This is a genomic window from Vibrio sp. J2-4 (assembly GCF_021728155.1).
In the GTDB taxonomy this organism is placed as follows: Bacteria; Pseudomonadota; Gammaproteobacteria; order Enterobacterales; family Vibrionaceae; genus Vibrio; species Vibrio diabolicus.
Window position 1 is genome coordinate 928,297 of record NZ_JAKKCN010000001.1, and the last position, 23,586, is coordinate 951,882.

Genomic DNA, 23,586 nt, shown 5'->3' on the forward strand with positions numbered 1-23,586 from the left:
TGAATTATAATGTGGGTTTATGGTCGAGTAGTGTAAGTGTTGGTATGTCTATGTAAGTGTGGAATGAAGCTCATGTTCGGCTGGAACATAAATTAAACAGGTTATGGTCTGTATCGCTTTTGTTAGCACTTTGGGAAAGTGACGACAAACGTATTCCTACTATTTTCTCTGGGAATGAGCTCAAGTGTTGCACGGTGTAGTGCTGTAATGTCTTTGCAAATTGACATCCCTAAACCTGCACCGTCGCCATGTTCAGAATGACCCCGATAAAACTGTTCGAAGATTCTTTCACGAGTTTCTTTCGGGATTTCTGGGCCAGTATCGGAAATTAAGACTTTGATTGTATTATTGTTCTCAGTGACGCTGACTTGTATGTCACTGTGCTCGCCGGAGTAACGAATCGCATTATCGACGAGGTTACGAAATAACACCTCTAACAACATTCGATCACCGGATATAGCGATGTTGGAAGATGATAAACTGATGTCTTGCTTATGCTTCAATGCTAACGGTGCCAAATCAGCAACAACGGTTTGCAACAAAGGGGTTAGCTCAACGGTGTCGAATACACGTTCTGATAAGCTATCTACTTTAGCTAAAGTCAGTAGCTGATGGATAAGGCGGTCAGTGCGTTCAATGCCTTGCAGAATGTTGTGTAAATCTCCTCTCAGTTGCTCCGGATCATTACTTTCAAGTGCATTTTCTACGTTAAGACGAAGGATTGTTAGTGGGGTTTTTAGTTCATGCGCTGCAGCACGTGTAAAGCGTTTCTCTCTTTGCCAGGCTAACTCTAGTTCAGAGAGGAGAGAGTTGAGCGAATCGACAAGTGGTGCGAGTTCAACGGTGTTGTCTTTTACATGAATGCGATCTAATCGGTGTACGTTTCTTTGTGTGATGGCGGTGCGCAGGTCGTTAATCGGTCGGAAATGTTTATCGATCAACCAAAACAGCAAAAGCAACAAAGTTGGTAGTATCAGCAATTGTTCTATTGATGTGGATAGGGCAATTTCGTGGATGATCTCTTTACGTATCTTGTATTTTTCTGCAACCACGACGTATTCATTATCATGTTTTGTTTGTGGCAGTGAAATCTGAAATGTACGCCATTGTGTACCGTCTTTTACGATATCAGCGTAGCCGTTATTATCAAAGGACGTAGAGAGTGCGTGCAAGGTTTGATCAGAGCTCCAGAGCAGTGTGTTGTCTCGATAGAATTGGAAAACCAAGTTTTGTTCATAAGGGTGGCCGAACTTTGTGACATTGTCATCGTCAGACTTTGATATTGACTCAATGTTTTCCATCCACTCATTAAATAACTCTCGATGGTTAGCGAGAGTCCTCTCTTCCGTTGAAATTGAGAGCGTCAGCAACATTAATTTTGCGGATTGTCCAAGCCTAGCGTCATAAACTTCTTCGACCTCGTGCTTCGCAGATTGGAAACTGAAATAAAGTGAGATGAGTAAGAGAACACTTACCAACACGCCGACTGATAGAGTTAACTGACGTTTGATCGAGTACGATTTCTTATCTTTCAAGAATGTACCCCACACCGCGAATATTTTTAATGACCACTTTGGGCGCTTTTTTACGCAAATTGTGAATATGAACTTCGATAGCGTTGTCGCTTGAACCTTCATCCCAGCCGTGTAGTGATTGTTGCAATTGCTCCTTACTTTGCACGCGTCCGGCGTTCGTCATCAAACTGGTGAGGATTTTAAATTCATTGCGTGTGAGTTTAAGCGGCGCGTCATCGTAGCGAATGCTTTGTTCCGATAAGGATAAAGATAACTGTCCAACTTGAATGATTTCTTCTGCACTACCGGATTGACGGCGAATCAACACACGCAAGCGAGCGAGCAACTCTTCGAGTGCAAACGGTTTTCCGAGGTAATCATCTGCGCCGCCATCAAGGCCTTGAACGCGATCGCGAATGTCGTCTCGTGCGGTAAGTATCATCACTGGGAGCTTAAATCCGCCTTTGCGAATATTACGCAGAACTTCCAATCCATCGATATCGGGGAGAGTGAGATCCAATATTACGGCGGTGAACGCTTCTGTTTTGAGTGCGCTAGTCACGCCAGAGCCTTTTTCCACCCAATCCACGGTGTACCCATGGCGACTTAATGAAGTCACCATGGATTGACCGAGTAGTTTGTCATCTTCTACGAGTAATAAGCGCATGGATTATTTCAAACTCCCAAGAGTCGCTTTAATTTCCAGTTTTCGACCTTTATCAGCCAAAGGTCGGTCAGGGCGAGGTGACGCCTGCATTGCGCGAGTCAAATACACTTTCGCTTCCTTGTCTCGACCTTCTTCTGCAAGGAAGTCTCCATAAAAATAGTTCGGATCGATGCCTTTTGGATTGATCTCTAACGCTTTTTTCAACATTTCTTCGGCTTTATCGTCATCACCAAAGCCAATTGGCCACCCCGGAACTTTGTAATACAGAGAACCTAAACTGGTGTATGCAGATCCATCAAGCGCTTGCGGTGAAGTTGCAATTACCCCTTCGAGTAAAGATTTGGCTTCTTTGGCGAGTGATAGTGCACCCAAGCCACCTTGAGCACCAGCCAGCGATGCTTTATTGATTGCCAGCCAAACAGTGAGTTCGGGATTGCCCGGTTCTCTGTCGAGATAAATACTGGTTTTGGCAATCGCGCGATGGAAGCATTGTTCCTTTTCGTCACCATCGGGCGTGCTGTACTGACATTCCGCCCATTTCTTTTGAACCTGTTGCAGTGGAGCATTACCTGCCAACGCAGCGGTCGAAGCTAACGTTGAACAAACCGTCAAAGCGCAAAGTAGTTGTTTGGTATTCATCGTCCATGTCCTCTTCAGTGACTGACTCGGTTTACGTACTGGTGAATGGTTTCTTGTTGCTTACGAATCGCAGAAGAAACCACACTTGGAAGCAATTGGTTGATGCGAGCAAAAAGCTTTTCTGGCCAACCAATCCATTTCGCGGAAATTTCTTTTTCCAACATGGTGACAACGTGATCGGCAACAACTTGCGGCGAGTCCGTTTTGTTACCTAGCTGTCGATTCATTTCATTGACGGCATCGCTATTGAGTGAGGTTTCTGTCGCTCTTGGTGCCAAATACAGCGCACGGATTCCGGTTGCGAACAGTTCTCTGTCGAGCGATTCGGTAAAACGGTGCAACCCCGCTTTTGCCGCGCAATAGGAGGTATAGCCAGGGTAGCCAATTGAGCCGAATGTGGAACCAATATTGAGAATTACCCCAGGCTGTTTTAACCACGTCAACGCCGATTGGCACAGCAGCATCGGCGCAACGAGATTGAGTTGGATATCGTCTGCAATCTGCGTTGGTCGTTTGTGGCTTAACAACGAGAAATCGTTGCTGCCCGCATTGTTAATTAGTGCGTCCACTTTTTGATGTTGGCGCGCTCGATCTTTAATCGCTGTTAATCCTTCTGATGAGGTGATGTCTGCAACGACTAGGTTATGGCGCTCTGGATTCGACAGTTCACGCTGTAGTGTTTGCAAGCTCTCTTCGTTTCGCCCAACAAGAATGAGGCTGGCACCGCGTTTTGCTAACTCTTGCGCGATGGCTTGCCCAATTCCGCCCGTTGCGCCTGTCAGGAGAATGGTGCTGTTGTTAATGATCATGCTTCACCTCACGCCGCTTGTTGGGTTGAGAAAGAAGGCAAAGAACGCAGCATTTGTCCGTACAATGCGAACACCATTTTTGCGGAGTCGATGATGACTTGTTGATCTTCCACTTTGGTGATTTTGTTCATCAGTGATTCAAAAAATTGCAGATGATCTTGGTCTAACACGCTGTGTGAAATTAGGTAAGTCATTGCTGAAGGCGGTAGGCTTAGCGTTGACTGGATTTTTTCTGCCATTTGGCCACCAATGCCGACGCTGGTGCCTTCTAATACCCACACCATGCCAAACAGCGCGAGTGGGTTGTGGCGGTCAATGTTGTGGTAAAGGTAGGAAACCATCAATTCAATCGGCGCACCAACTTGGCCTACATCTTTGTTGTTGCGCACTGCTTCGGCATCGCCGCCGCACGCTTTGATGTCATTTAAAATCCATTCTTGATGGCCTTTCTCTTCCTCGATGTACTCGGCAATGGCATCTCGTACCCATTCGTATTCGCCAGATAGTCTGCCTCCACACGCCATCAGCAAGGGAACAGTGTGCTTAACGTGATGGTAAGCTTGGGTTAGAAAGGCGATATACATATCTTTGGAAATGTTGCCTTGTTGAACGTCTGCGATGACTGGCGCAGTTAACATTGCTTGTTGAGCAGCGGTAGTGCTTTGTTTGAGTTGTTCGAAAAATAAAGTCATAACCTTCTCCTTAAGAAGCCGTTAACTAAGATGCAGTTTGGAAAGACGTAATGTGTTGCTGGAAGGGCAAATCGATGCGTTGGATCTTTTGCGCTTGCAGCGTTAATTCAGGCGTTGTGCTCGCTAATAACTGAGCCACATCATGTTCGATTTGATTTCGTTTGAGCTTGCCGTTATCCGTGTACCAACCAGAGATGGCTCGTGGGTTGTCCAGCAGCAATAAGGTTCGGATTTGAGCATAATCGGGTAGCGTTCGGTTTAATGCATGAACCTTTGCTTCGACGTCTTCGCTATTGGCAATGACAGCACATAATGTTTGTTGGCTTTCGCCTGTAACGATCAGTGGCGTCATCGGAAAAAACGCCAACGCTTCTGATTCAATCCACTCCGGTGAGACATTTCTGCCATACGCGGTGACAATAAGGTTTTTCTTACGCCCCGAGAGAGAGACAAAGCCTTGTGCGTCAATTTGGGCTAAGTCGCCAGTCGCTAACCATTCTTGAGTAAACGGCTCATTCAAATAACCAAGAGCAACGTTGCCTTTGACGAGCAGTTCACCATCTTCCGCGATACGAATCTGAGCGTGGGGAAGTGGTTTGCCACACGTTCCTGCTTTAAATGCGGCTGGTGTATTCAAACAAACGACGGAGCCACATTCAGACAAGCCATAACCTTCAAATGCAGGGATGTTCAGCGCATGCGCGGTGTTAATCAGTTGTGGCGATACTCTTGCACCGCCAACGGCGACAAATTTTAGAGAATCCACAAGAGAGGGCTGCTGTTTCGCGATGTGAATGAGCGCAAGCAATAAAGCCGGTGTTAGCACTAAACTTTCTGGTTTGATGGTCGCTAATGCTTGTGCAAACAAACGCGGTTCGAATTGGCTTGAACCGAGTAGGCCGGTTTGCTCTCCGGGTAAAATATATGACGTCACGCCCAACATGAGTGGAACATAAACGCCTGTTATGTTCTCGAGAAGTGTCGATAACGGAAGCAGCACTAAGTGCGAGTGCGCCGCGCTGTTTACTGCGTCGGCGAGCGATTTCGCCACCAAACACAAATGATCATTGCTTAAACACACGCCTTTAGGCTGACCAGTCGAGCCAGACGTAAATGTGATTTTTCCGGTTTCTGGTAGATAAGCTACCTGTGTACCTTCATCTCCCAACTGGTTACGACGCAGCAAAGGCAAATTTGCAATGGAAAACGAATGGTCTTGCTGGTTAAAGCTTTGCTTAGGATGAGAAGCCAACCATGCTTGCCAATCGCCGACTAAAGCATCGACGCCTGATTGCTCTAATGTGTGTTCAACTTGTGCATCAGAGAAAAAAGTCGGAATAGGTACGACGACTATGTCTGCCGCCATCGCCGCCAAATCAACAATGGCCCAATCGATGCTGTTTTCTGCGCGTAGCGCGAGTGCTTTGATGTTCTGTGCAATAAGCTCGGCGGCAACGAGTTCGATCTTGTTTAACAATTCAGAGTAAGTCAGTTCAACCGTTTGATTCGCTTCGTAGCCGACAAGTGCTACTCGATCTGGTGTCGTTTTTGCCCATTTTGTAATGGCATCGAGGAGAATATTCATACATCACCTATATTCTGGCGTTGTGTTTAACCAAGTTGTTCTGGTTGTGTTTGCTTTTCTAACGACGTTTACTTTTCTATCTAGGCTTGTTTGCGTTTTCTTTCTTGGATTAATCGAAGACGTTCGAGTCCTTTTTGCAAATTGCCAGCTAACACACGCGGTTGATGTTCGTAGTACGACCCCCAAGTGGACTCGGCATCGGGGACTTTGTTTTGATCGGCCTGCGCGATGATATGAGGCTCCAACCCTAGGCGCGCCATCATGGCGTGAAGTGGGTCTGTCGCGGTGAAGATGCACCATTCAAAACCGAGATTGACCAGCATTTCTGCGATGAGGTAGAAGTGCAGAGACGACATGCCCTTAGCAAAAGATGCCAAGTGACCGAATTCCACTAAGTTCGAACGTTTTACGTCGCAGTTAAATACGTTAGAAACCAGCTTTTGGGCATCGTCTTCCAAATACTGTTCAAGGAACAAGGGCTCATTTTCGGCGATGCGAAAGCCGCATACGGAAATGATTTGACCGCCTTCGATGAGGGTTAAATACGCCGGCATAAACTGTTTGAGCTCGGCAAAGAATGCTTCTTGATAACGCTGAGAAACATGCTCGATAACTTGGCTCCAAAGCGGATGCATTGGATAGACGATGTCTAAAGTAAAGCCATCTGCAGAAATTTGTGCATGGTGTTTCATGAGCGCTTCCTTTGTTTGATTGGTTATCAACAAAATAAAACGCGAAACTTAAGAAACTCTTAAGGAATGAAATTAAGTAGAAACTTTAAGAAAATACTGAGGAGCAGGGCTCAATATTGTTGTAACCCTTTTTACTACGGTGAATAAAATTAGAGCCAACCGATGTGAACGGTTGGCTCTAAAGTTAGGTGTCACGTATTTTAATGGTTGTGCCGATTACATGGCTGCTTTTTTAGCTTCGTCTACCCATGCGTCGAACTTTTTCTGGTTCGCTTTGATCCAGCCATTTACATGAGACTCGATGTCTGCTGAGCTGTTCTTACCTTGGCTCATCATCATATTCTGCGCACTAACATCATTGATGTTTAGCTTGATGATTTCAAACAGCTTCGCTGCTGCTGGGTTCTTTTCAGTAAACTCTTTGTTCGCAACGATGCGCATAGAGTTCATCTCAAAGCCGTAGTTCTTACCGTTCTCTAGTGTTGTGTCGATGTCCTTACGCTCACCAGGAAGTGAAGAGAATGGCACTTCTAACCAAACAACATCTTTACCCGGAACTAAGACGCCACTTACCCAGTAAGGTGTCCAAGTGTAGTAAAGAATCGGATCGCCTTTTTTGTAACGAGAAATCGTGTCAGCGATAATCGCAGCGTAGTTACCTTGGTTGTGCGTTACTGTGTCACGAAGCTTGAACGCATCCAACTGATGCTCAACGACCATTTCACAACCCCAACCTGGGTTACAACCTGTTAAGTCCGCTTTACCGTCACCGTTGGCATCGAAAAGTTTCGCCAGTTTTGGATCTTTTAATTGACCAATATTTGTGATGCCATATTTTTCAGCGGTTTTTTTATCGATCAAGTAACCTTGAGCAGCACCACTTACATATTGACCTTTGCGGAAAAACTTATCATCACCGCCAGACATCGTGTACTTATCGGCGTGAAGAGGGAACCAACCTACAGCTAAGAAAGTGGCGTCGCCTTTAGCAATAGAGGTATAGCCTACGTTGTAATCGACTTCTTTAGTCGGTTTTACGTCGTAACCAAGCTCTTCAAGTGCACGGTTTACGATCAATGTTTGAAACGTTTCCTCTGCAACGGTTGATTGAACTGGCTGAACAGTCACACCTTCACCCGGTAGTTCGCTTGCCACACCATAAGTTGAAAATGCGATAGTACTTAGAGCTCCAACAGAGAGCGCTTTCTTCCATGAATTATTCATTGATGTTTCTCCTAAGTTTTAGATCGTCTTGGTTCGTCTTTGTTTTCAGTTTTAATAGGTATGAAACAGGACCTGTGTGATACCAGCGAAGCTTGGTGTTACCCGCATTAACCCCTAATACTTGGGTAATACGGTCTAATAAAATGGCAAGAATTACGATGCCTAAGCCACCGACGGCAGCAAGACCCATATCAAGTCGGCCGATACCACGAAGTACCATTTGGCCCAAGCCGCCAACCGCAATCATTGAAGCGATCACAACCATAGAAAGTGAAAGCATCAAGGTTTGGTTTACCCCTGCCATAATCGTTGGTAACGCCAATGGCAATTGGATGCGGTAAAGCATCTGTTTTTTGTTTGCCCCGAAAGAGTGGCCCGCTTCGATTAGCTCTTCAGGTACTTGCTGAATCCCTAAAATAGTCAGGCGCACAACGGGAGGCAGTGCGAAAATGATGGTTACTACAACGCCAGGAACGTTACCAATACCGAATAGCATAACGATTGGCACTAGATAAACGAACGCGGGGGTCGTTTGCATTGCATCGAGTATTGGTCTAACAAATTTGGCTGCGGTTTGGCTTCTCGCCAACCATATCCCCATCGGTAGCCCGATAAGCAAACAGAAGAAGACGGCGGTTAAAACCAGTGCGAGCGTTGTCATCGCCTGTGACCACGCACCAATTAGGCCGATAAAAACAAGGGATACAAGTGTTGAAAAACCGAGTTTTACATTGGAAAACTGCCACGCCAGCAAAAATAAAATGAGCACCATGATGGGCGCAGGTGTGGACACCAAAGCAGTTTCAAACGAGGTAAGAATAAAGTCGATTGGAACTCGAATTGCTTGGAAAACTGGGCGACCATGTTCCACCAACCAGTTCAATCCCGATTCTACCCAGCTATCAAGTGGTAGAACCGCATCTTGGAATGGGGTCATAATGTCGAATGGCGCTTGCTCTACAGTTTCTGAGCTTAACCAGTCATTACTTGGGGCAGCGTCAGCACCTACACCTTGTGACCAAGGATCATCTTGTGCAGGAGCGGTATTCGACCAGGGATCATTGTTAGTTTGCTCTGAAGACATCGTGTTAATCCTTATCTAGTGTTTGTAGAAGACGTGATTTAGTCACGACACCAAAGTAAGTACCTTGCTCATCAACGACAGGTACGGCATAAGGAACGCCTGCAACTAGCCCCAAAATGTCATTGATTGACTGCTCTGGCTGAAGAGTGACTTCATCCGTCAATTGAGCACTGGCTAGAGAGCGGTTTTCTTTGTGAGCCAAACGTAGTGAGTCAAGAGACACGATGCCGGAATATCGGCTAGATTTATCGACGACAATGCCGTAATCACGGTCATGATCCATCAGAATCTGCATCGCGGAGCCTGGGCCATCATTTTCCGATTTCTTAAAGACGGCGGCTGGCTTCTTGCGAGCGATATCTTTTGCTGTCAAGACACTTGCGATGTTTACGCCGCGGAAAAACGCTTCGACATAATCATTTGCTGGACTGTGCAATATTTCATCAGGTGTGCCAACCTGAACAACCTCACCGTTTTGCATGATGGCGATACGATCACCAATACGCATTGCTTCATCCAAATCATGAGAGATGAAGACAATTGTGCGTTTGTCATCGTTTTGTAGACGAATAAGCTCATCCTGCATCTCAGAACGGATTAATGGGTCTAAAGCGGAAAACGCCTCGTCCATTAATAGAATGTCTGGGTCACAAGCCAATGCCCTTGCTAAACCCACGCGCTGTTTCATACCACCGGATAACTCGTCAGGGAAAGATTCTGCATAAGGGTCTAAGCCAACTCTTTCCAAAGCGGAAAGGGCACTTTTCTGACGTTCATTAACATCAATGCCAGCAAGTTCTAAACCGAATGCAGCGTTTTCGATCACCGTCATGTGAGGCATAAGTGCGAAACTTTGAAACACCATTGAGATATTGTTGCGACGAACTTCTCGAAGTTCGTCTTCAGAGATATGGGCAATATCTTTCCCTTTTAGATAAACACTGCCTTTCGTTGGCTCAATGAGTCGGTTTAGGAGTCGAACGAGAGTAGATTTTCCCGAACCAGAAAGCCCCATGATTACGAAAATTTCACCTTCGTTAATGGTGAGAGATACATCGTTTACGCCGACTGTTAAACCTGTCTGTTCAAAAATACCGTCCTTATCGATACCTTTTTCGATAAGCGAGAAGGCTCTTTCTGGGTCTTCTCCAAACACTTTATACAGTCCCTTAACTTCCAGTATGGGATCCATGTTATCTGTCCTTTTTTGTGTGTTTATAACTGTTTAACGATTTGTACTCTAATTAATTTTAGTTCAACTTTCAACGAATGGGGTTCGGTTAATTGGATTTTATGTGCATACAATAAACAATGAAGGTGGTGTGGTTAAATAGTGTTTTTATTAACAAGAATAGATATTTACGATTGGTTTTGTCTTCGCTTAACTTTTCCATGACATTGGTTTGAATTTATTTTGAAGTTTTTAGTACATTTCAACTCAGCCCATCTGCATAGCTATAAGGAAAAATAGATTAGAGGTCTATATTTAAAAACATTAGAGCTCTAATTTTTGGTTGGAGTTTTATTCTGCGAACTAGGTTAGGTGTTGTTATTCTTAGATTTATTCATTGATTGATTTCAATCTTGGTGATATTTATCGCTGTAGTTTAGGCAACGTATGGAATAAAAGATGGAAGCCGAACAGTTAGAAGTGCTCAACTTCATTAGCCAGTACCCACCTTTCGATGATCTACCCGAAGAGCAGTTAAAAAAGATCGCTCTAAATGCCGAGGTTGCATACTTTCGGCAAGGCACAGAGATACTCAATTTTGGAGACACGATCCGCGACTTATATATGGTGAGAAGCGGCGCTGTGGAGATCTACCGACGTAAAGGCGAACTCTATAACAGGATTGACGCTGGTGGACTGTTTGGACAGATGGGGTTGTTAATGAACAACCGTGTGCGTATGCCTGCCAAAGCGATAGAAGACACCTTGGTTTACTGTATTCCGGAGGATATTTTCAACGAGCTTTGTGATGAGTTTGAAAACTTTGCTGACTACATGGAACTGGAAGACAGCGCGCGTTTGCGAAGCGCAATATCCAGCCGCTCAGAAAGCAATGACTTTACCACTGCCAAGGCACGTAAAATCTTAGCGAGAGATCCGGTAACGTTGGAGGCGACGGCATCGATTCAAGAAGCCGCGATACTGATGGCGGAGGAAAATGTCACCTCTTTGCTTATTGTTCGCCCAGCAGAAGAACTCACAGAAGAAGATGATGAACAACTACTTGGAATATTGACTGATCGCGATCTATGTATTCGCGTATTAGCTCAGGGCATTGATACCAATATCCCAGTGAGTGAGGTCATGAGTTATGACGTGGTGTCTCTGGATTACAACGCTTATGTCTTTGAAGCCATGTTAACCATGTTGCGCTACAACGTGCACCATCTCCCTATTTTAAAAGATAAAAAGCCGATAGGAATTATTGGCATGACGGATATTGTCCGTTATGAATCTCAAAACAGTTTGTTACTCGTTAGCTCCATCTTCCAACAAACCAGCGTTGAAGATCTCAAGCAAGTTTCTGAACAAGTGAAAGACTGCTTTGTACGAATGGTGAATGAAGATGCCAACGCTCATATGATTGGTCGAGCCATGTCGGTAATTGGTAGTAGCTTTAAACAGCGTTTGGCTGAATTAGCAGAGCAAGAGCTTGGCCCTGCGCCAATTCCGTATTGTTTGGTCGCTATGGGATCGATGGCCAGGGATGAGCAGTTAATTGTAACGGACCAAGACAACGCCCTTATTCTCGACAACAGTTATGATGTTGAGATGCACGGGGAGTACTTTGAAAAGTTTGCCAAATTCGTTTGTGATGGTTTAGCAGCATGCGGCTATGCTTACTGTACTGGCGACATTATGGCAACCAATCCAGAGTGGCGAAAAACCCGAGCGGAGTGGGAGGAGTGCTTTGGCAACTGGATAGATAACCCAACTCCTGAAAGGTTGTTAAACAGTAATATCTTTTTTGATTTGTTAGGTGTTCATGGGCGAGTGAAGTGGGCGGAACAGTTAAGCAGCTTTATTGTTAGGCGCGCGAAAAGAAACAACCGCTTCCTTGCATGTATGGCTTACAACGCGATACGTCGTACACCGCCATTGGGCTTCTTCAAAGATTTTGTTATGGAGAAAGATGGTCGTCACCGCAATTCTATTAACTTGAAAAGAAGAGGTACTGCGCCATTGGCAGATTTGATTCGAGTACATTCATTGGCAATTGGTTCCCGTTCGCAAAACTCGTTTGACCGTTTAGACGATATCAATGATGCGGGCATTTTACCTAAAGGGCGAGGAATGGACTTGAGGGATGCAATGGAATTGATTTACATGGTTCGAATTCGTCATCAAGCACTCGATATCGAAAATGGAGATGAACCAGATAACAACATTGAGCCAGAGAACATGTCAGAGTTTGAGCGCCGAAACTTAAAAGCTGCTTTCCAAATCCTTAGTAATGCGCAGAACTTCATCAAGTTCCGATACCAGAGAAGTAGCAAATAATGTGGTTCTCAAAAAAGGCAGCAAAAGATCAGCCGTTGTTGGATACGTCTCGGACGCCAGAGTGGTCAACGTTATTCAAACAGCTCGCGAAAGAAGCAAGAGACGAGAGGCTCAAACGTTATTACTCGACACCGATGGTTAATGGGGAAACACCAATTGAGGAAGTGCCGTTTGTCTCGGTAGATTTTGAAACGACAGGTTTGAATGCGGAAGAGGATGCAATTCTCACGATTGGACTTGTGCCGTTTACCATTGATCGTGTTCAATGTAGTGGCTCTGCGCATTGGGTTGTTAACCCTAATCGTGAGTTAAACGAAGAGTCAGTTGTGATTCATGGCATCACTGATTCTGAAGTCAAAAACGCGCCCCAATTAACCCACATTTTAGGGGAAATATTGGATGCGCTGTCAGGCAAAGTTGTGCTTGTTCATTATAAAAATATCGAAAGGCAGTTTTTTAATAACGCGTTGCTAAATAGCATTGGGGAGGGGATACAGTTTCCCGTTGTCGATACGCTAGACATTGAACACGCGATACAGCGCCGTGAATGCAGTGGCCTATTCAATAAGTTAAAAGGTAAGAAGCCAGGCTCTGTCAGGCTGGGGCATGCTCGTGAAAGGTATCGCCTTCCTGCTTATCAACCTCATCATGCTTTGACCGATGCGCTGGCAACTGCTGAACTGTTTCAAGCACAGTTGCAATATCATTTTAATCGAAGCATGCCAATCTCTTCGATTTGGCAATAAGCGTTGTTTATGATGAAGACAATAAAATGCAATGAAAGGTAGGGGGCTTTGCGATTATTATGGCGGACTGAGTAACCGCTTATAAGAACTATGTTTTTTGAACATGTGCTTGGTAGTGATGGGAGATTTCATCACTCAAACTCCGACGAAAGTAATTTAAATTTGGTCACGTATTTTTAAGGAGATTATCCGTGAGCACCGATAATAACGGTGGCATTCAACGCCCCGATGGAAAGGTAAACGCGATAGACACTGACTATCAAATTGGTCAGGATAACGTCGCGTTAAAAGTAGGCCCGTTTGGCCTTGATATTCATAACCGTGTTTTTGCAATTTCTGGTTTAGCAATCATCCTATTTGTTGTAGTAACACTATTATTTCGAGAACAGGTAGAGCCGTTTTTCGCAGATCTAAGAGCGGGTTTGTTACACCATTTGGATTGGTTCTTTCTCGCATCTGGTAATATTTTTGTCATTGTCTGTGTTGGGTTGATTTTTACACCGCTAGGTCGGGTACGAATCGGCGGTACAGAAGCGACGCCAGATTATTCCTATGCGGGTTGGCTGGCAATGCTCTTTGCAGCAGGTATGGGTATCGGTCTGGTGTTCTTTGGTGTATCAGAACCTATGTCTCATTTTAGTTCTGCTATTGGTGGCGTGAACGTTGAGAACGGTGTTCGTACTGACTGGGCCCCTCTAGGTGGTGCAGAAGGCGATGCAAGTGCTGCATCTGCACTAGGCATGGCGGCGACGATTTACCACTGGGCGCTTCATCCGTGGTCAATCTATGCGCTATTGGCTCTTGGTTTGGCGATTTTCTCGTTTAACAAAGGCTTACCACTTACCATGCGATCCATTTTTTACCCACTGTTTGGTGAGCGTGTATGGGGTTGGACTGGTCACATTATCGACATTCTTGCCGTTGTCGCGACAGTTTTTGGTCTGGCAACGTCTCTAGGTTACGGTGCGTCTCAAGCCGCAACGGGTTTGAACTTCCTGTTTGATGTTCCAATGACGAATACTACGCAGGTACTATTGATTATTGGCATCACCGCACTCGCTTTAATCTCAGTTGTTGCGGGACTAGACAAAGGCGTGAAAATCTTATCTGAGATCAACATGGGTCTCGCTGCGCTTTTACTGCTTTTTGTTATTGTTGTCGGCCCGACGATCGCGATTTTAACGGGCTTCTTCGAAAATATAGTGTCATATGTGGCTAATATTCCTGCCCTATCAATGCCATTTGGACGAGAAGACGTAAACTATTCTCAAGGTTGGACAGCATTCTACTGGGCTTGGTGGATTTCTTGGTCACCATTTGTAGGTATGTTCATTGCGCGTGTATCTCGTGGTCGTTCCGTTCGTGAGTTCATTATTTGCGTTATCCTTATCCCTTCTTCTGTTTGTGTGTTATGGATGACCGCTTTTGGTGGTAACGCTATAAGCCAATACGTGAGCGATGGTTATGAAGCCGTGTTCAACGCGGAATTACCGTTAAAACTATTTGCCATGTTAGATGTGATGCCTCTAGCTGAAATTACATCTTTCGTCGGTATTATTTTGGTGGTGGTATTCTTCATTACCTCTTCAGACTCTGGTTCACTGGTTATTGATACTATTGCTGCGGGCGGTAAGGTCGATGCGCCAACGCCTCAACGCGTGTTCTGGTGTACGTTTGAAGGCTTAGTTGCGATTGCATTGATGCTTGGTGGTGGCCTAGCGGCAGCTCAAGCAATGGCCGTGACCACAGGCCTACCATTTACGATTGTTCTGCTTGTTGCAACGGTTTCTCTAGTAAAAGGCTTGATGGATGAACCTCGTCCAAAAGCGGTTTCTAAGAAGAAATCGAAATAACCAACATCAGCAGTTAAATATTTGAATAAAGCGGCATGCGAAAGCATGCCGTTTTTTTTGATTTTTGAATTTTTTGCTGAGAAATGAAGACCATGGAGGACTGTTTTTTCTGTTCATTTTTTATACTTATTCTTTAAGTGATTTTTTAATAAATTAGACCTCGAACTATTTTAAGATTTGGTTAAATGGGGTATTTTTGTGACATTTGTCACAAAAATACCGATAAAAAGGCGGATTATTTGATTTTTAGTCGCGAGGAATGCCCATAATAAAAAGGAAATTTAATTAGACCTCAAAGGATATGTATTTCCACATGATCACATCAGCACCTTGGGTTCTTTATCCAGAGATTGGAGAAGACTCAAGTAAAAAATGGATTTTTCGTGAGCCTAAAATCTCTGATGGTGACGACATTTACAGCTTAATTGCAGACTGTCCTCCATTGGACATGAACTCATCTTATTGCAATTTCCTACAGTCTACGCATTTCAGCAAAACCAGTATTTTGGTTGAGCAAAAAGGCGAAATCGCAGGTTTCATTTCCGGTTATCAGAAACCAGACGAGCAAGACGTTTTATTTGTCTGGCAAGTTGCAGTCTCACCTCGCTTTAGAGGTCACGGTTTAGCATTCCGCATGTTGAAAGAACTTCTCACCCGAGAGGAATTGGGCGGTGTTAAATCGGTAGAAACTACCATCACGGAAGATAATAAAGCCTCTTGGGCATTGTTCAAAAAGTTAGATGCGATGAACGGCAACTCTGGCCAAGTAAGCACATTTTTGGACGAAGAAGCCCACTTTAAAGGCAAACACGATACAGAATATTTGTATCGCATTCCTCTCAAATAATCCTCAAACAATAGGAATTAAAAACGGTCTCATCATGGATATTTTCAAAAAGCAGGAATCCAATGTACGCTCATATTCAAACAATTTCCCAGTCGTTTTTCGTAAAGCGAAAGGCTGCTGGCTGGAAACAGAACAAGGTGAACGATACTTAGACTTCCTTGCTGGAGCGGGATCTCTAAATTACGGCCATAACAACCCAGTACTTAAGCAAGCACTGCTTGAGTACATTGAGATGGACGGTATTACTCACGGTTTGGATATGCACTCAGAAGCGAAAGCATCGTTTCTTGAAGCGTTGGATACTTACATCCTTAAACCAAGAAACTTGGACTACAAAGTTCAGTTTACTGGCCCAACCGGTACTAACGCCGTTGAGGCAGCACTTAAGTTAGCGAAAAAAGTAAAAGGTCGCGACAGCGTTGTTGCATTTACCAACGGTTTCCACGGTTGTACAGCTGGCGCACTGGCTGCAACGGGTAACCAGCATCACAGACAAGGTAACGGTTCTAGCTTAAGTAACGTCACTCGTATTCCATTTGAAGGTTACGCTGGCGTTGATGGTCTAGCATTGTTCGAAACCATGCTAAACGACAACTCTGCAGGTATGGATAAACCAGCCGCTGTACTTCTTGAAACTGTGCAGGGCGAGGGTGGTTTAAATGCTGCTTCAAACGAGTGGTTACAACGTTTGAGCAAAATCTGTAAAGCCAATGACATTCTTGTGATTGTCGATGACATTCAAGCTGGTTGTGGACGCACAGGTACTTTCTTTAGCTTTGAGCCGTCAGGTATTCAACCAGATATCGTGACACTATCGAAATCGATCGGTGGTTACGGTTTGCCAATGGCCGTCGTTCTACTTAAACCAGAGCTAGACCAGTGGAAGCCAGGTGAGCATAACGGCACGTTCCGTGGCAACAACCATGCATTTATTACCGCGGCGAAAGCATTAGAAATTTATTGGGCAAATGATGACTTTGAAACACACATCAAGCAGTGTTCAGACAAAGTAAGTGCTGTTATTGATCGCTGCGTTCGTCGCTTCCCACAAATGTTTGTGCAGAAAAAAGGTCGCGGCATGATGGTTGGTATTGAGTGTATCAACGGTGATATGGCATCTGAAATCGCGAAAAACTGTTTCGAAAACGGAATGGTAATTGAGACAGCTGGCCCTGACGACGAAGTCGTTAAGTTCTTCTGCCCACTTACGATTAGCGAGTCAGAATTAGACCAAGGACTAAGCATCTTTGAAAGTGCAGTGGAAACCATCGCTGCGAAACATTTCAAACAAGCATCTTAATAAGGATTATTAATTATGATCGTCAGAACACTCGATGAGTGTCGCAACAGTGAGCGACGTGTGGTTTCAGATAACTGGGAAAGTGTCCGTATGTTGTTGAAAGATGACAACATGGGTTTTTCTTTCCACATTACTACGATTTATGAAGGTACTGAAACACACATTCACTATCAAAATCACCTAGAATCGGTTTTTTGTATGAGCGGTGAAGGTGAAATTGAAGTCGTTGGTGGAGAAACTTACCCGATTAAACCGGGTACGTTATACATCCTTGATAAACACGATGAGCACTACTTGAGAGCTTATAAGAACAAAGAAATGGTAATGGCGTGTGTATTCAACCCACCAATTACCGGCGCTGAAGTGCACGATGAAAATGGTGTTTATCCTCTCGTTGACTAAAAGATAGAGGTGGGGTGCTTGTCGCCCCACGATCAACTATCTCTTCTTTTTTCTTTTAAAGTTACCAATCAAAAAAGGCTTATCATGACATTTACCGTAGAAAAAATCGGCGGTACATCAATGACAGCATTTGATGCTGTTCTCGACAACATTATTCTTCGTCCTAAATCGCCATACAATCGTATCTTTGTCGTCTCTGCATACGGCGGTATGACCGACGCGCTACTCGAATGTAAAAAAACCAGTAAGCCAGGTGTTTATCAGCTTATCGCGAAACGTGATGACAAATGGGAAGAAGCGCTAGCATATGTAGAAAGCCGTATGCTGCTCACAAATGAAAATATTTTCGCGGACCCAATGAACCGTATCCGTGCAGACAAATTCATTCGCTCACGTATTGCTGAAGCAAAAAACTGTATTGCGAACATTTTAGAAACGTGTCAGTACGGTCAGTTTTCGCTACGTCAGTATTTGCCTCAAATTCGAGAGTTTCTGTCGTCTATCGGTGAGGCGCACAGTGCTTACAACACGGCACTGAAACTAAAAAATATGGGTATTAACGCTAAGTTCGTTGACCTGTCCGGTTGGGACAATCAAGCGCCAAGAAGCCTTGATGAATCGATCAGTGATGCGTTTGCTGATATCGATGTGTCAAAAGAACTGCCAATCGTTACAGGTTATGCTTACTGTAAGGAAGGCCTAATGCACACTTATGACCGAGGTTATAGTGAGATGACATTTAGCCGAATTGCAGCGATAACAAAAGCGGATTTAGCGGTAATTCACAAAGAGTACCACTTGAGCTCTGCAGACCCGCGTGTTGTTGGTCCTGAAAAAGTTTTGCCAATTGGTAGTACAAACTATGATGTAGCAGACCAACTTGCTAACCTTGGCATGGAAGCGATTCACCCAAATGCAGCCGCAGGTTTACGTGAGAGTGGTATTGAGCTACAGATTAAAAATACATTTGAACCTGAACACGAAGGCACTTTGATCTCTTCAAGCTACCGCCCAGAAGAAGACAAAGTCGAAATTATCGCAGGTAAAGAAAAAGTGTTTGCACTGCATTTGTTTGACCAAGCGATGGTGGGAAAAGCCGATAACGTTAGCTACGAATTAATGGAAATTATCTCTGATGCGCGCGTAAGTTTAGTTGGTAAAGAGATGAACGCGAACTCTATTACTTACTATCTAGGTGGCAGTACTGATAGCTTGAACAAAGTATTGTATAAAGCTGAAAAACGCTATCCGAATGCGTCGATTAAAGGCCGTATGGTCGCGCTGATTTCAGCCATCGGTTCTCAAATTGACACTAACAAGACACTAGCGAAAGGTGTACTTTCTTTGATGAACAATGGCGTAACGCCAGTTGCACTTCACTCATCAATGAGAAATGTAAACGTTCAGTTCGTAGTGGGTGATAAAGAATATCAGCGTGCGATTTGCGCATTACATGATGAATTCTTTCAGAGCAATAGTTTAACTAAATCGGTTAACGTCGCTTAGTTTGTTCACGGTTAAAATACAAAGGAGAGCAGGTTTGCTCTCCTTTTTTGTTTTTCTGTGTTCTCAATATAGGCCCGCTTTGCATGGAGTAAACTACCGAGCTAAGTGTGTCCGTAGAGATACAGATAAGCCAGCAGAACTCTGCTGGCTCAGTAACGCAATCTAGAGTGATTAATTAAATTACTTAACTTTATTCACTTCTTGTTTAAGCATTTCTAACTGCTGCATCTTTTCTTGCATCTGCAAAGAGTCGTAATTTAAAGAAGCAGGGTTCATAGTTGTACCGCGTTGCATTGGGTATTCAGGTAACGTTTTAAAGAAGTCGCCAACAACGTCTTGAATTGGTACAAACAACCACATGTTGTCTGCCATCCAACGTAGGTACATTTGTGACTCGCTAGGACCTTTTTCAAATGGGTCAGCACGTAAGTGAATGATCTTAGGCCAGTTTGGTACAGATCGCACGGCGTCGCTTAGGTTTCCTTCCAGAGTTGCAAAGTGAAGTTTCCAGTCATTCCAGCGTACTGCGTTTAGTTCACCATTTGAGGTGAAGTAGAGCAGAGACTCACGTGGTCCTTTCTCTTCTTTTCCCTCGAAGTATGGCATGAAGTTGTAGCCGTCTATATGGACACGCCAGTCTTTACCATTTGCTTTGTAACCTTCAGCAAGCTTTTCTTTCACGTCAGGAACGCCAGCTGCCGCCAACAATGTTGGCAACCAGTCTTGATGAGCCATCATTTCGTTGATTTTCGTTCCTGGCTTAATGACACCTGGCCAACGCACAAGTTGAGGCACACGCATACCGCCTTCCCAAGTCGTGCCTTTCTCACCATGGAATGGGGTTGCGCCCCCATCAGGCCAAGTCATGGTCTCTGCGCCGTTATCTGTTGTATAAATAACGATGGTGTTGTCAGCAACGCCTAACTCATCGAGTTTGTCGAGCAATACGCCGACTTGATCGTCATGCTCTAACATGCCATCAGCGTAAATGCTAACACCGGATTTACCTCGGTACTTTTCTTGTAATCGGGTCCACACGTGCATGCGCGTAGAGTTATGCCAGATGAAGAAAGGCTTATCTGCTTTAACAGCTTTCTCCATAAACGATAAAGTGCTTTCGAGGAACTCTTCGTCCGCGTGTTCCATGCGTTTACGCGTCATTGGGCCAGTATCTTCAATCTTACCGTCGGCATAAGATTTAATTACACCACGAGGACCATAGTTTTTACGGAACTCTGGGTCTTTAGGGTAATAGTAGGTTTCGGGCTCTTCTTCTGCATTAAGGTGGTACAAGTTACCAAAGAATTCATCAAAACCATGATTGGTAGGTAGGTGCTTATCTTGATCGCCCAAGTGGTTTTTACCGAACTGAGCTGTCATATAACCTTGGTCTTTTAGTAAGTCAGCAATAGTTGGTGCCCAATCTGGAATCCCATGGTCGGAACCCGGCATACCAATTGTCAGCAAGCCAGTGCGAAATGGTTCTTCGCCAGTAATGAATGCTGCTCGACCCGCAGTACAAGACTGTTGGCCGTAATGGTCTGTAAACAAAGCACCTTCGTTCGCGATACGATCGATGTTAGGGGTTTTGTAACGCATCATACCTTGGTTATATGCGCTGATGCTCCAGTAACCGACATCGTCACCGAAAATTGCGAGTATGTTGGGTTTGTCTGCCGCCATCGCTGCGCTGGACGTTGCTAACAGCCCGACGCCTACTGCGATTTTTCTCAATTGGTTTGCCATAAAAAACTCCAGATGGTTGAGAGTAACGAGAAGCACAAGTAAACCTTGTGCTTAGGTGCTGCATAAGTTAATGATGTGTATAGAAAAATCCTCTTATACTCTTTATAACCATAAGTTATTGAGGGTATTTAACTATTTGTTTCTAAAGAAAAATACTTGTCATTCTGATGGTTTGGGGAGGTTTTAAAAATAGAGATGGGTCACTAATGAATACCAGAGCAGGTTGCTGGTGAGACGAATAAAGTTTCAGCAAAAACACCGAGATACTCCCTAATCGGGGGACGAAGAATGGAGCACTCATTTTGAAGGTCTTTCACTTCTAATTATTTGTATAACCAAGGGGTTAGCGACTATATTGATTCAAGTTGCACCATCTAAATACTAAGGATAGTTATGAGTCAGTGGGTAGGTCGGTTTCGGTGTTTATTTCTGGGTATCGTCATGGTGAGTGGTTCGTTTTTTCCCCAGGCATCAGTGATAGAGAGTCCCCAAAATACCACGAAGCTTGGGTTGGAATATGTCGGCACGCAAACGTGCGCGGAATGTCACCAACAAGAGGTGGAGGCTTGGAAGGGCTCTCATCACGATATGGCAATGAAACATGCAAACTCAGAATCTGTTCAAGGTGATTTTGATAACCGCACAGTGACGCATGATGGTCAACCCAACCGTTTTTTTAGACAAGGCGAGGAATATTGGGTCAATATTCAAGGCCCTGATGGTCAATGGCACGATTATAAAATTAGCTACACATTTGGCTGGGAACCGTTACAGCAATATATGGTGGAGTTTGAAGATGGTCGTGTACAGCTCATTCCTTTTGCGTGGGATTCAAGGACGAAATCGGAAGGTGGTCAGCGCTGGTTTCACCTTTATCCAGAGACAACAACGACAGATGAGTTTTACTGGACTAACACTGGGCAAAATTGGAATTTCATGTGTGCAGACTGTCATTCGACCAATGTAAAGAAGAACTATGACGCAATCAAAAATACCTACAACACGTCTTGGTCCGAGATCAATGTTGGTTGTGAAGCGTGTCATGGCCCTGCAAGTGGACACATCGAGTTGGCGAAAAAGTCCGCATCTACAGGAGGCTCTTTCGATACAGATAGTCACTATGGTTTTGACCGAAATTTATCTAAAGCGGTAACCGAGTGGGTATTTGAGAAGGGCCACAGAACGTTACAACCAAAAGCAATCGCAGAAACAAATCAAGTTCAGACGTGCGCACAATGTCACAGCCGTCGAACGCAGTTAAATGAGACAGGTGATCACATTCAAGGCTCATTTTTCGATAAATATCGGTTAAGCCTGATCACTCCAGAACTCTACTACCACGATGGCCAAATTTACGATGAAGACTATGTTTACGGTTCATTTCTTCAGTCTGAAATGGCTGAAAAAGGCGTAACATGCACCAATTGCCACGATCCTCATTCGGCAAAGCTAAACATCCCAGAAGAGGCGGTATGTTCACAATGTCATATTGCGTCAGAATATACCCCAGAAAACCACACCTTCCATGAAGCGGGAGCCAAAGCGTCACAATGTACGACTTGTCACATGCCAGAAACGACTTATATGCAAGTCGATCCTCGTAGAGACCACAGTTGGCACGTACCTAGACCTGACTTGAGTAAACACATCGACACGCCTAATGTATGTGCGTCTTGTCATGAGGATAAGAGTAACCAGTGGGCGGATGCGCAGATAGCCGAATGGTTTCCTCACTCTCAATACCGCAATCAACAACACTTTGCTGTCGCGTTTTATGCCGATGCAATTGGGCACAAAGGGGCGGCGAATGCTCTGGCTTACTCTGCTCAGGATTCATCATTAAAAGACATCATACGAGCTTCTGCATTAGAGCGAACGGGCGGTAATACTGACCAAAATACGACAGTTTCGCTCGCAAGGGCCGTTAAAAATGAGAATGAAATGATTAGACTCGGCGCAGTCGCGGGCTCGTCTGGTTATGAGTTTCATGATCGATGGCGAATTTTAGAACCACTGCTGGATGATCCCGTACTTTCAGTGAGGGCGGAGGCGGCTTCGGTATTAGTGACCAGCTATGCGCAAATGACGCCGTTACAAAAAGATAGGATTCAACCACCGCTTGAAGAGTACATGGACATTCAAAAGTTTAACGCCGATCGTGGTTTTGGTAGAACCAATTTGGCAAATGTATACCGCAGCTTAGGCGAAATCGATAAGGCAATTGCGTTATACCAAGAAGCGATAAGTATCGAGCCTTATTTCGAAAATAGTTACGTGAATTTATCGGACCTGTATAGACGCCTTGGGAAAGAAAAAGCTGCGCTCTCGGTGTTACAACAAGGGATGAAAGCTCAGCCTAGATCCAGCTCATTACCTTACAGTGCCGGTCTTTCTTTGTTACGCCAAGGCAAGGAAGATGAGGCCAAAGCCCTACTTAAACATGCCGCAGAACTAGGAAAGACTAACGCTCACTACTGGTATGTTTATGGTCTAGCTTTGGAAAAAAGTGACGTTCTGGAAGCCAGTAAGGCATTGCAGACTGCGTTTAAAGTCGGTGGGAACCCTCAACATTTATATGCTCAATGCGAAGTTCTAGCGAGAAATCATAAAAAAGGCGTTGTCGCTTTTGCTTTCGATAGGTGTCTAAAAGAGCTGAGTAATTATGCTCCTAAGCAGGCTATTGATCAGCTGAAAGCATCTATTGCGAATCTGTAGAGATTAAACACCAATAGTAAAAAGTGGAGCCTTTATCGCGCCACTTTCTCTACT

Annotated in this window: 19 protein-coding genes; 8 read left to right on the forward strand and 11 right to left on the reverse strand. The window is 44.5% G+C overall.

The features are described from left to right. Positions 1 to 122 precede the first annotated feature (122 nt). The 10 genes from L3V32_RS04280 to proV all read right to left on the reverse strand — a co-directional run bounded on the left by L3V32_RS04280 (position 123) and on the right by proV (position 10,098). A complete protein-coding gene (locus L3V32_RS04280) occupies positions 123 to 1,535 on the reverse strand; it encodes a HAMP domain-containing sensor histidine kinase (protein WP_176320659.1) in 1,413 nt (470 codons plus the stop codon). Then, positions 1,525 to 2,181 carry a response regulator gene (locus L3V32_RS04285; protein WP_005393404.1) on the reverse strand — a complete coding sequence of 219 codons (657 nt, stop codon included), beginning with the start codon at positions 2,179 to 2,181 and terminating at the stop codon, positions 1,525 to 1,527. Before L3V32_RS04285 ends, L3V32_RS04280 begins: the two co-directional genes overlap by 11 nt. A gap of 3 nt (positions 2,182 to 2,184) precedes the next feature. Next, positions 2,185 to 2,820, reverse strand: coding sequence for a tetratricopeptide repeat protein (locus tag L3V32_RS04290; RefSeq protein ID WP_053807342.1), 636 nt, complete (start codon positions 2,818 to 2,820; stop codon positions 2,185 to 2,187). Between the two features lie 14 nt (positions 2,821 to 2,834). Beyond that, positions 2,835 to 3,629 carry an SDR family oxidoreductase gene (locus L3V32_RS04295; RefSeq protein ID WP_237283863.1) on the reverse strand — a complete coding sequence of 265 codons (795 nt, stop codon included), beginning with the start codon at positions 3,627 to 3,629 and terminating at the stop codon, positions 2,835 to 2,837. Between the two features lie 8 nt (positions 3,630 to 3,637). Beyond that, positions 3,638 to 4,321 (reverse strand): TenA family transcriptional regulator, encoded by a 684-nt coding sequence (locus L3V32_RS04300; protein ID WP_237283864.1) that lies wholly within the window; start codon positions 4,319 to 4,321, stop codon positions 3,638 to 3,640. A 25-nt stretch (positions 4,322 to 4,346) separates the two neighbouring features. Next, the gene (locus L3V32_RS04305) at positions 4,347 to 5,906 is read right to left on the reverse strand and encodes an AMP-binding protein (RefSeq protein ID WP_237283865.1); all 1,560 of its coding nucleotides are present in this window, start codon (positions 5,904 to 5,906) and stop codon (positions 4,347 to 4,349) included. A gap of 80 nt (positions 5,907 to 5,986) precedes the next feature. After that, entirely contained in the window at positions 5,987 to 6,598 is a 612-nt protein-coding gene (locus tag L3V32_RS04310; protein WP_237283866.1) for a thermostable hemolysin, read from the reverse strand. A 216-nt stretch (positions 6,599 to 6,814) separates the two neighbouring features. Continuing rightward, positions 6,815 to 7,822, reverse strand: a complete 1,008-nt coding sequence (gene proX, locus L3V32_RS04315; RefSeq protein WP_005393392.1) for a glycine betaine/L-proline ABC transporter substrate-binding protein ProX — start codon at positions 7,820 to 7,822, stop codon at positions 6,815 to 6,817. After that, the gene (gene proW / locus L3V32_RS04320) at positions 7,815 to 8,906 is read right to left on the reverse strand and encodes a glycine betaine/L-proline ABC transporter permease ProW (protein ID WP_237283867.1); all 1,092 of its coding nucleotides are present in this window, start codon (positions 8,904 to 8,906) and stop codon (positions 7,815 to 7,817) included. Before proW ends, proX begins: the two co-directional genes overlap by 8 nt. A gap of 4 nt (positions 8,907 to 8,910) precedes the next feature. Further along, on the reverse strand, positions 8,911 to 10,098 hold the full coding sequence (gene proV / locus L3V32_RS04325) for a glycine betaine/L-proline ABC transporter ATP-binding protein ProV (RefSeq protein WP_005393388.1): 1,188 nt from the start codon (positions 10,096 to 10,098) through the stop codon (positions 8,911 to 8,913). 438 nt (positions 10,099 to 10,536) lie between these two features. Here proV and L3V32_RS04330 point away from each other — a divergent pair, with 438 nt between their 5' ends. The 7 genes from L3V32_RS04330 (at position 10,537) to L3V32_RS04360 (ending at position 19,071) form a co-directional block, all read left to right on the forward strand. Beyond that, positions 10,537 to 12,417, forward strand: a complete 1,881-nt coding sequence (locus L3V32_RS04330) for a DUF294 nucleotidyltransferase-like domain-containing protein (RefSeq protein ID WP_006741594.1) — start codon at positions 10,537 to 10,539, stop codon at positions 12,415 to 12,417. Continuing rightward, positions 12,417 to 13,163, forward strand: coding sequence for a 3'-5' exonuclease (locus L3V32_RS04335; RefSeq protein ID WP_101911959.1), 747 nt, complete (start codon positions 12,417 to 12,419; stop codon positions 13,161 to 13,163). Before L3V32_RS04330 ends, L3V32_RS04335 begins: the two co-directional genes overlap by 1 nt. 191 nt (positions 13,164 to 13,354) lie before the next feature. Next, positions 13,355 to 15,016: a BCCT family transporter gene (locus L3V32_RS04340; RefSeq protein ID WP_005393381.1), complete on the forward strand. Its 1,662-nt coding sequence runs from the start codon at positions 13,355 to 13,357 to the stop codon at positions 15,014 to 15,016. A 313-nt stretch (positions 15,017 to 15,329) separates the two neighbouring features. Then, the gene (ectA, locus tag L3V32_RS04345) at positions 15,330 to 15,863 is read left to right on the forward strand and encodes a diaminobutyrate acetyltransferase (RefSeq protein ID WP_005393379.1); all 534 of its coding nucleotides are present in this window, start codon (positions 15,330 to 15,332) and stop codon (positions 15,861 to 15,863) included. A 34-nt stretch (positions 15,864 to 15,897) separates the two neighbouring features. Next, the gene (gene ectB, locus L3V32_RS04350; RefSeq protein ID WP_005393371.1) at positions 15,898 to 17,163 is read left to right on the forward strand and encodes a diaminobutyrate--2-oxoglutarate transaminase; all 1,266 of its coding nucleotides are present in this window, start codon (positions 15,898 to 15,900) and stop codon (positions 17,161 to 17,163) included. A gap of 15 nt (positions 17,164 to 17,178) precedes the next feature. After that, positions 17,179 to 17,565 (forward strand): ectoine synthase, encoded by a 387-nt coding sequence (locus L3V32_RS04355; RefSeq protein WP_005393369.1) that lies wholly within the window; start codon positions 17,179 to 17,181, stop codon positions 17,563 to 17,565. Positions 17,566 to 17,649: 84 nt separating this feature from the next. After that, entirely contained in the window at positions 17,650 to 19,071 is a 1,422-nt protein-coding gene (locus L3V32_RS04360) for an aspartate kinase (protein WP_005393366.1), read from the forward strand. Positions 19,072 to 19,251: 180 nt separating this feature from the next. On the opposite strand, the gene L3V32_RS04365 is transcribed toward L3V32_RS04360, so the two are convergent. Continuing rightward, positions 19,252 to 20,817: an arylsulfatase gene (locus tag L3V32_RS04365; protein WP_237283868.1), complete on the reverse strand. Its 1,566-nt coding sequence runs from the start codon at positions 20,815 to 20,817 to the stop codon at positions 19,252 to 19,254. Positions 20,818 to 21,210: 393 nt separating this feature from the next. Between L3V32_RS04365 and L3V32_RS04370 the strand changes: the two genes are divergently transcribed. Then, a complete protein-coding gene (locus L3V32_RS04370; RefSeq protein ID WP_237283869.1) occupies positions 21,211 to 23,532 on the forward strand; it encodes a multiheme c-type cytochrome in 2,322 nt (773 codons plus the stop codon). Positions 23,533 to 23,586 lie beyond the last annotated feature (54 nt).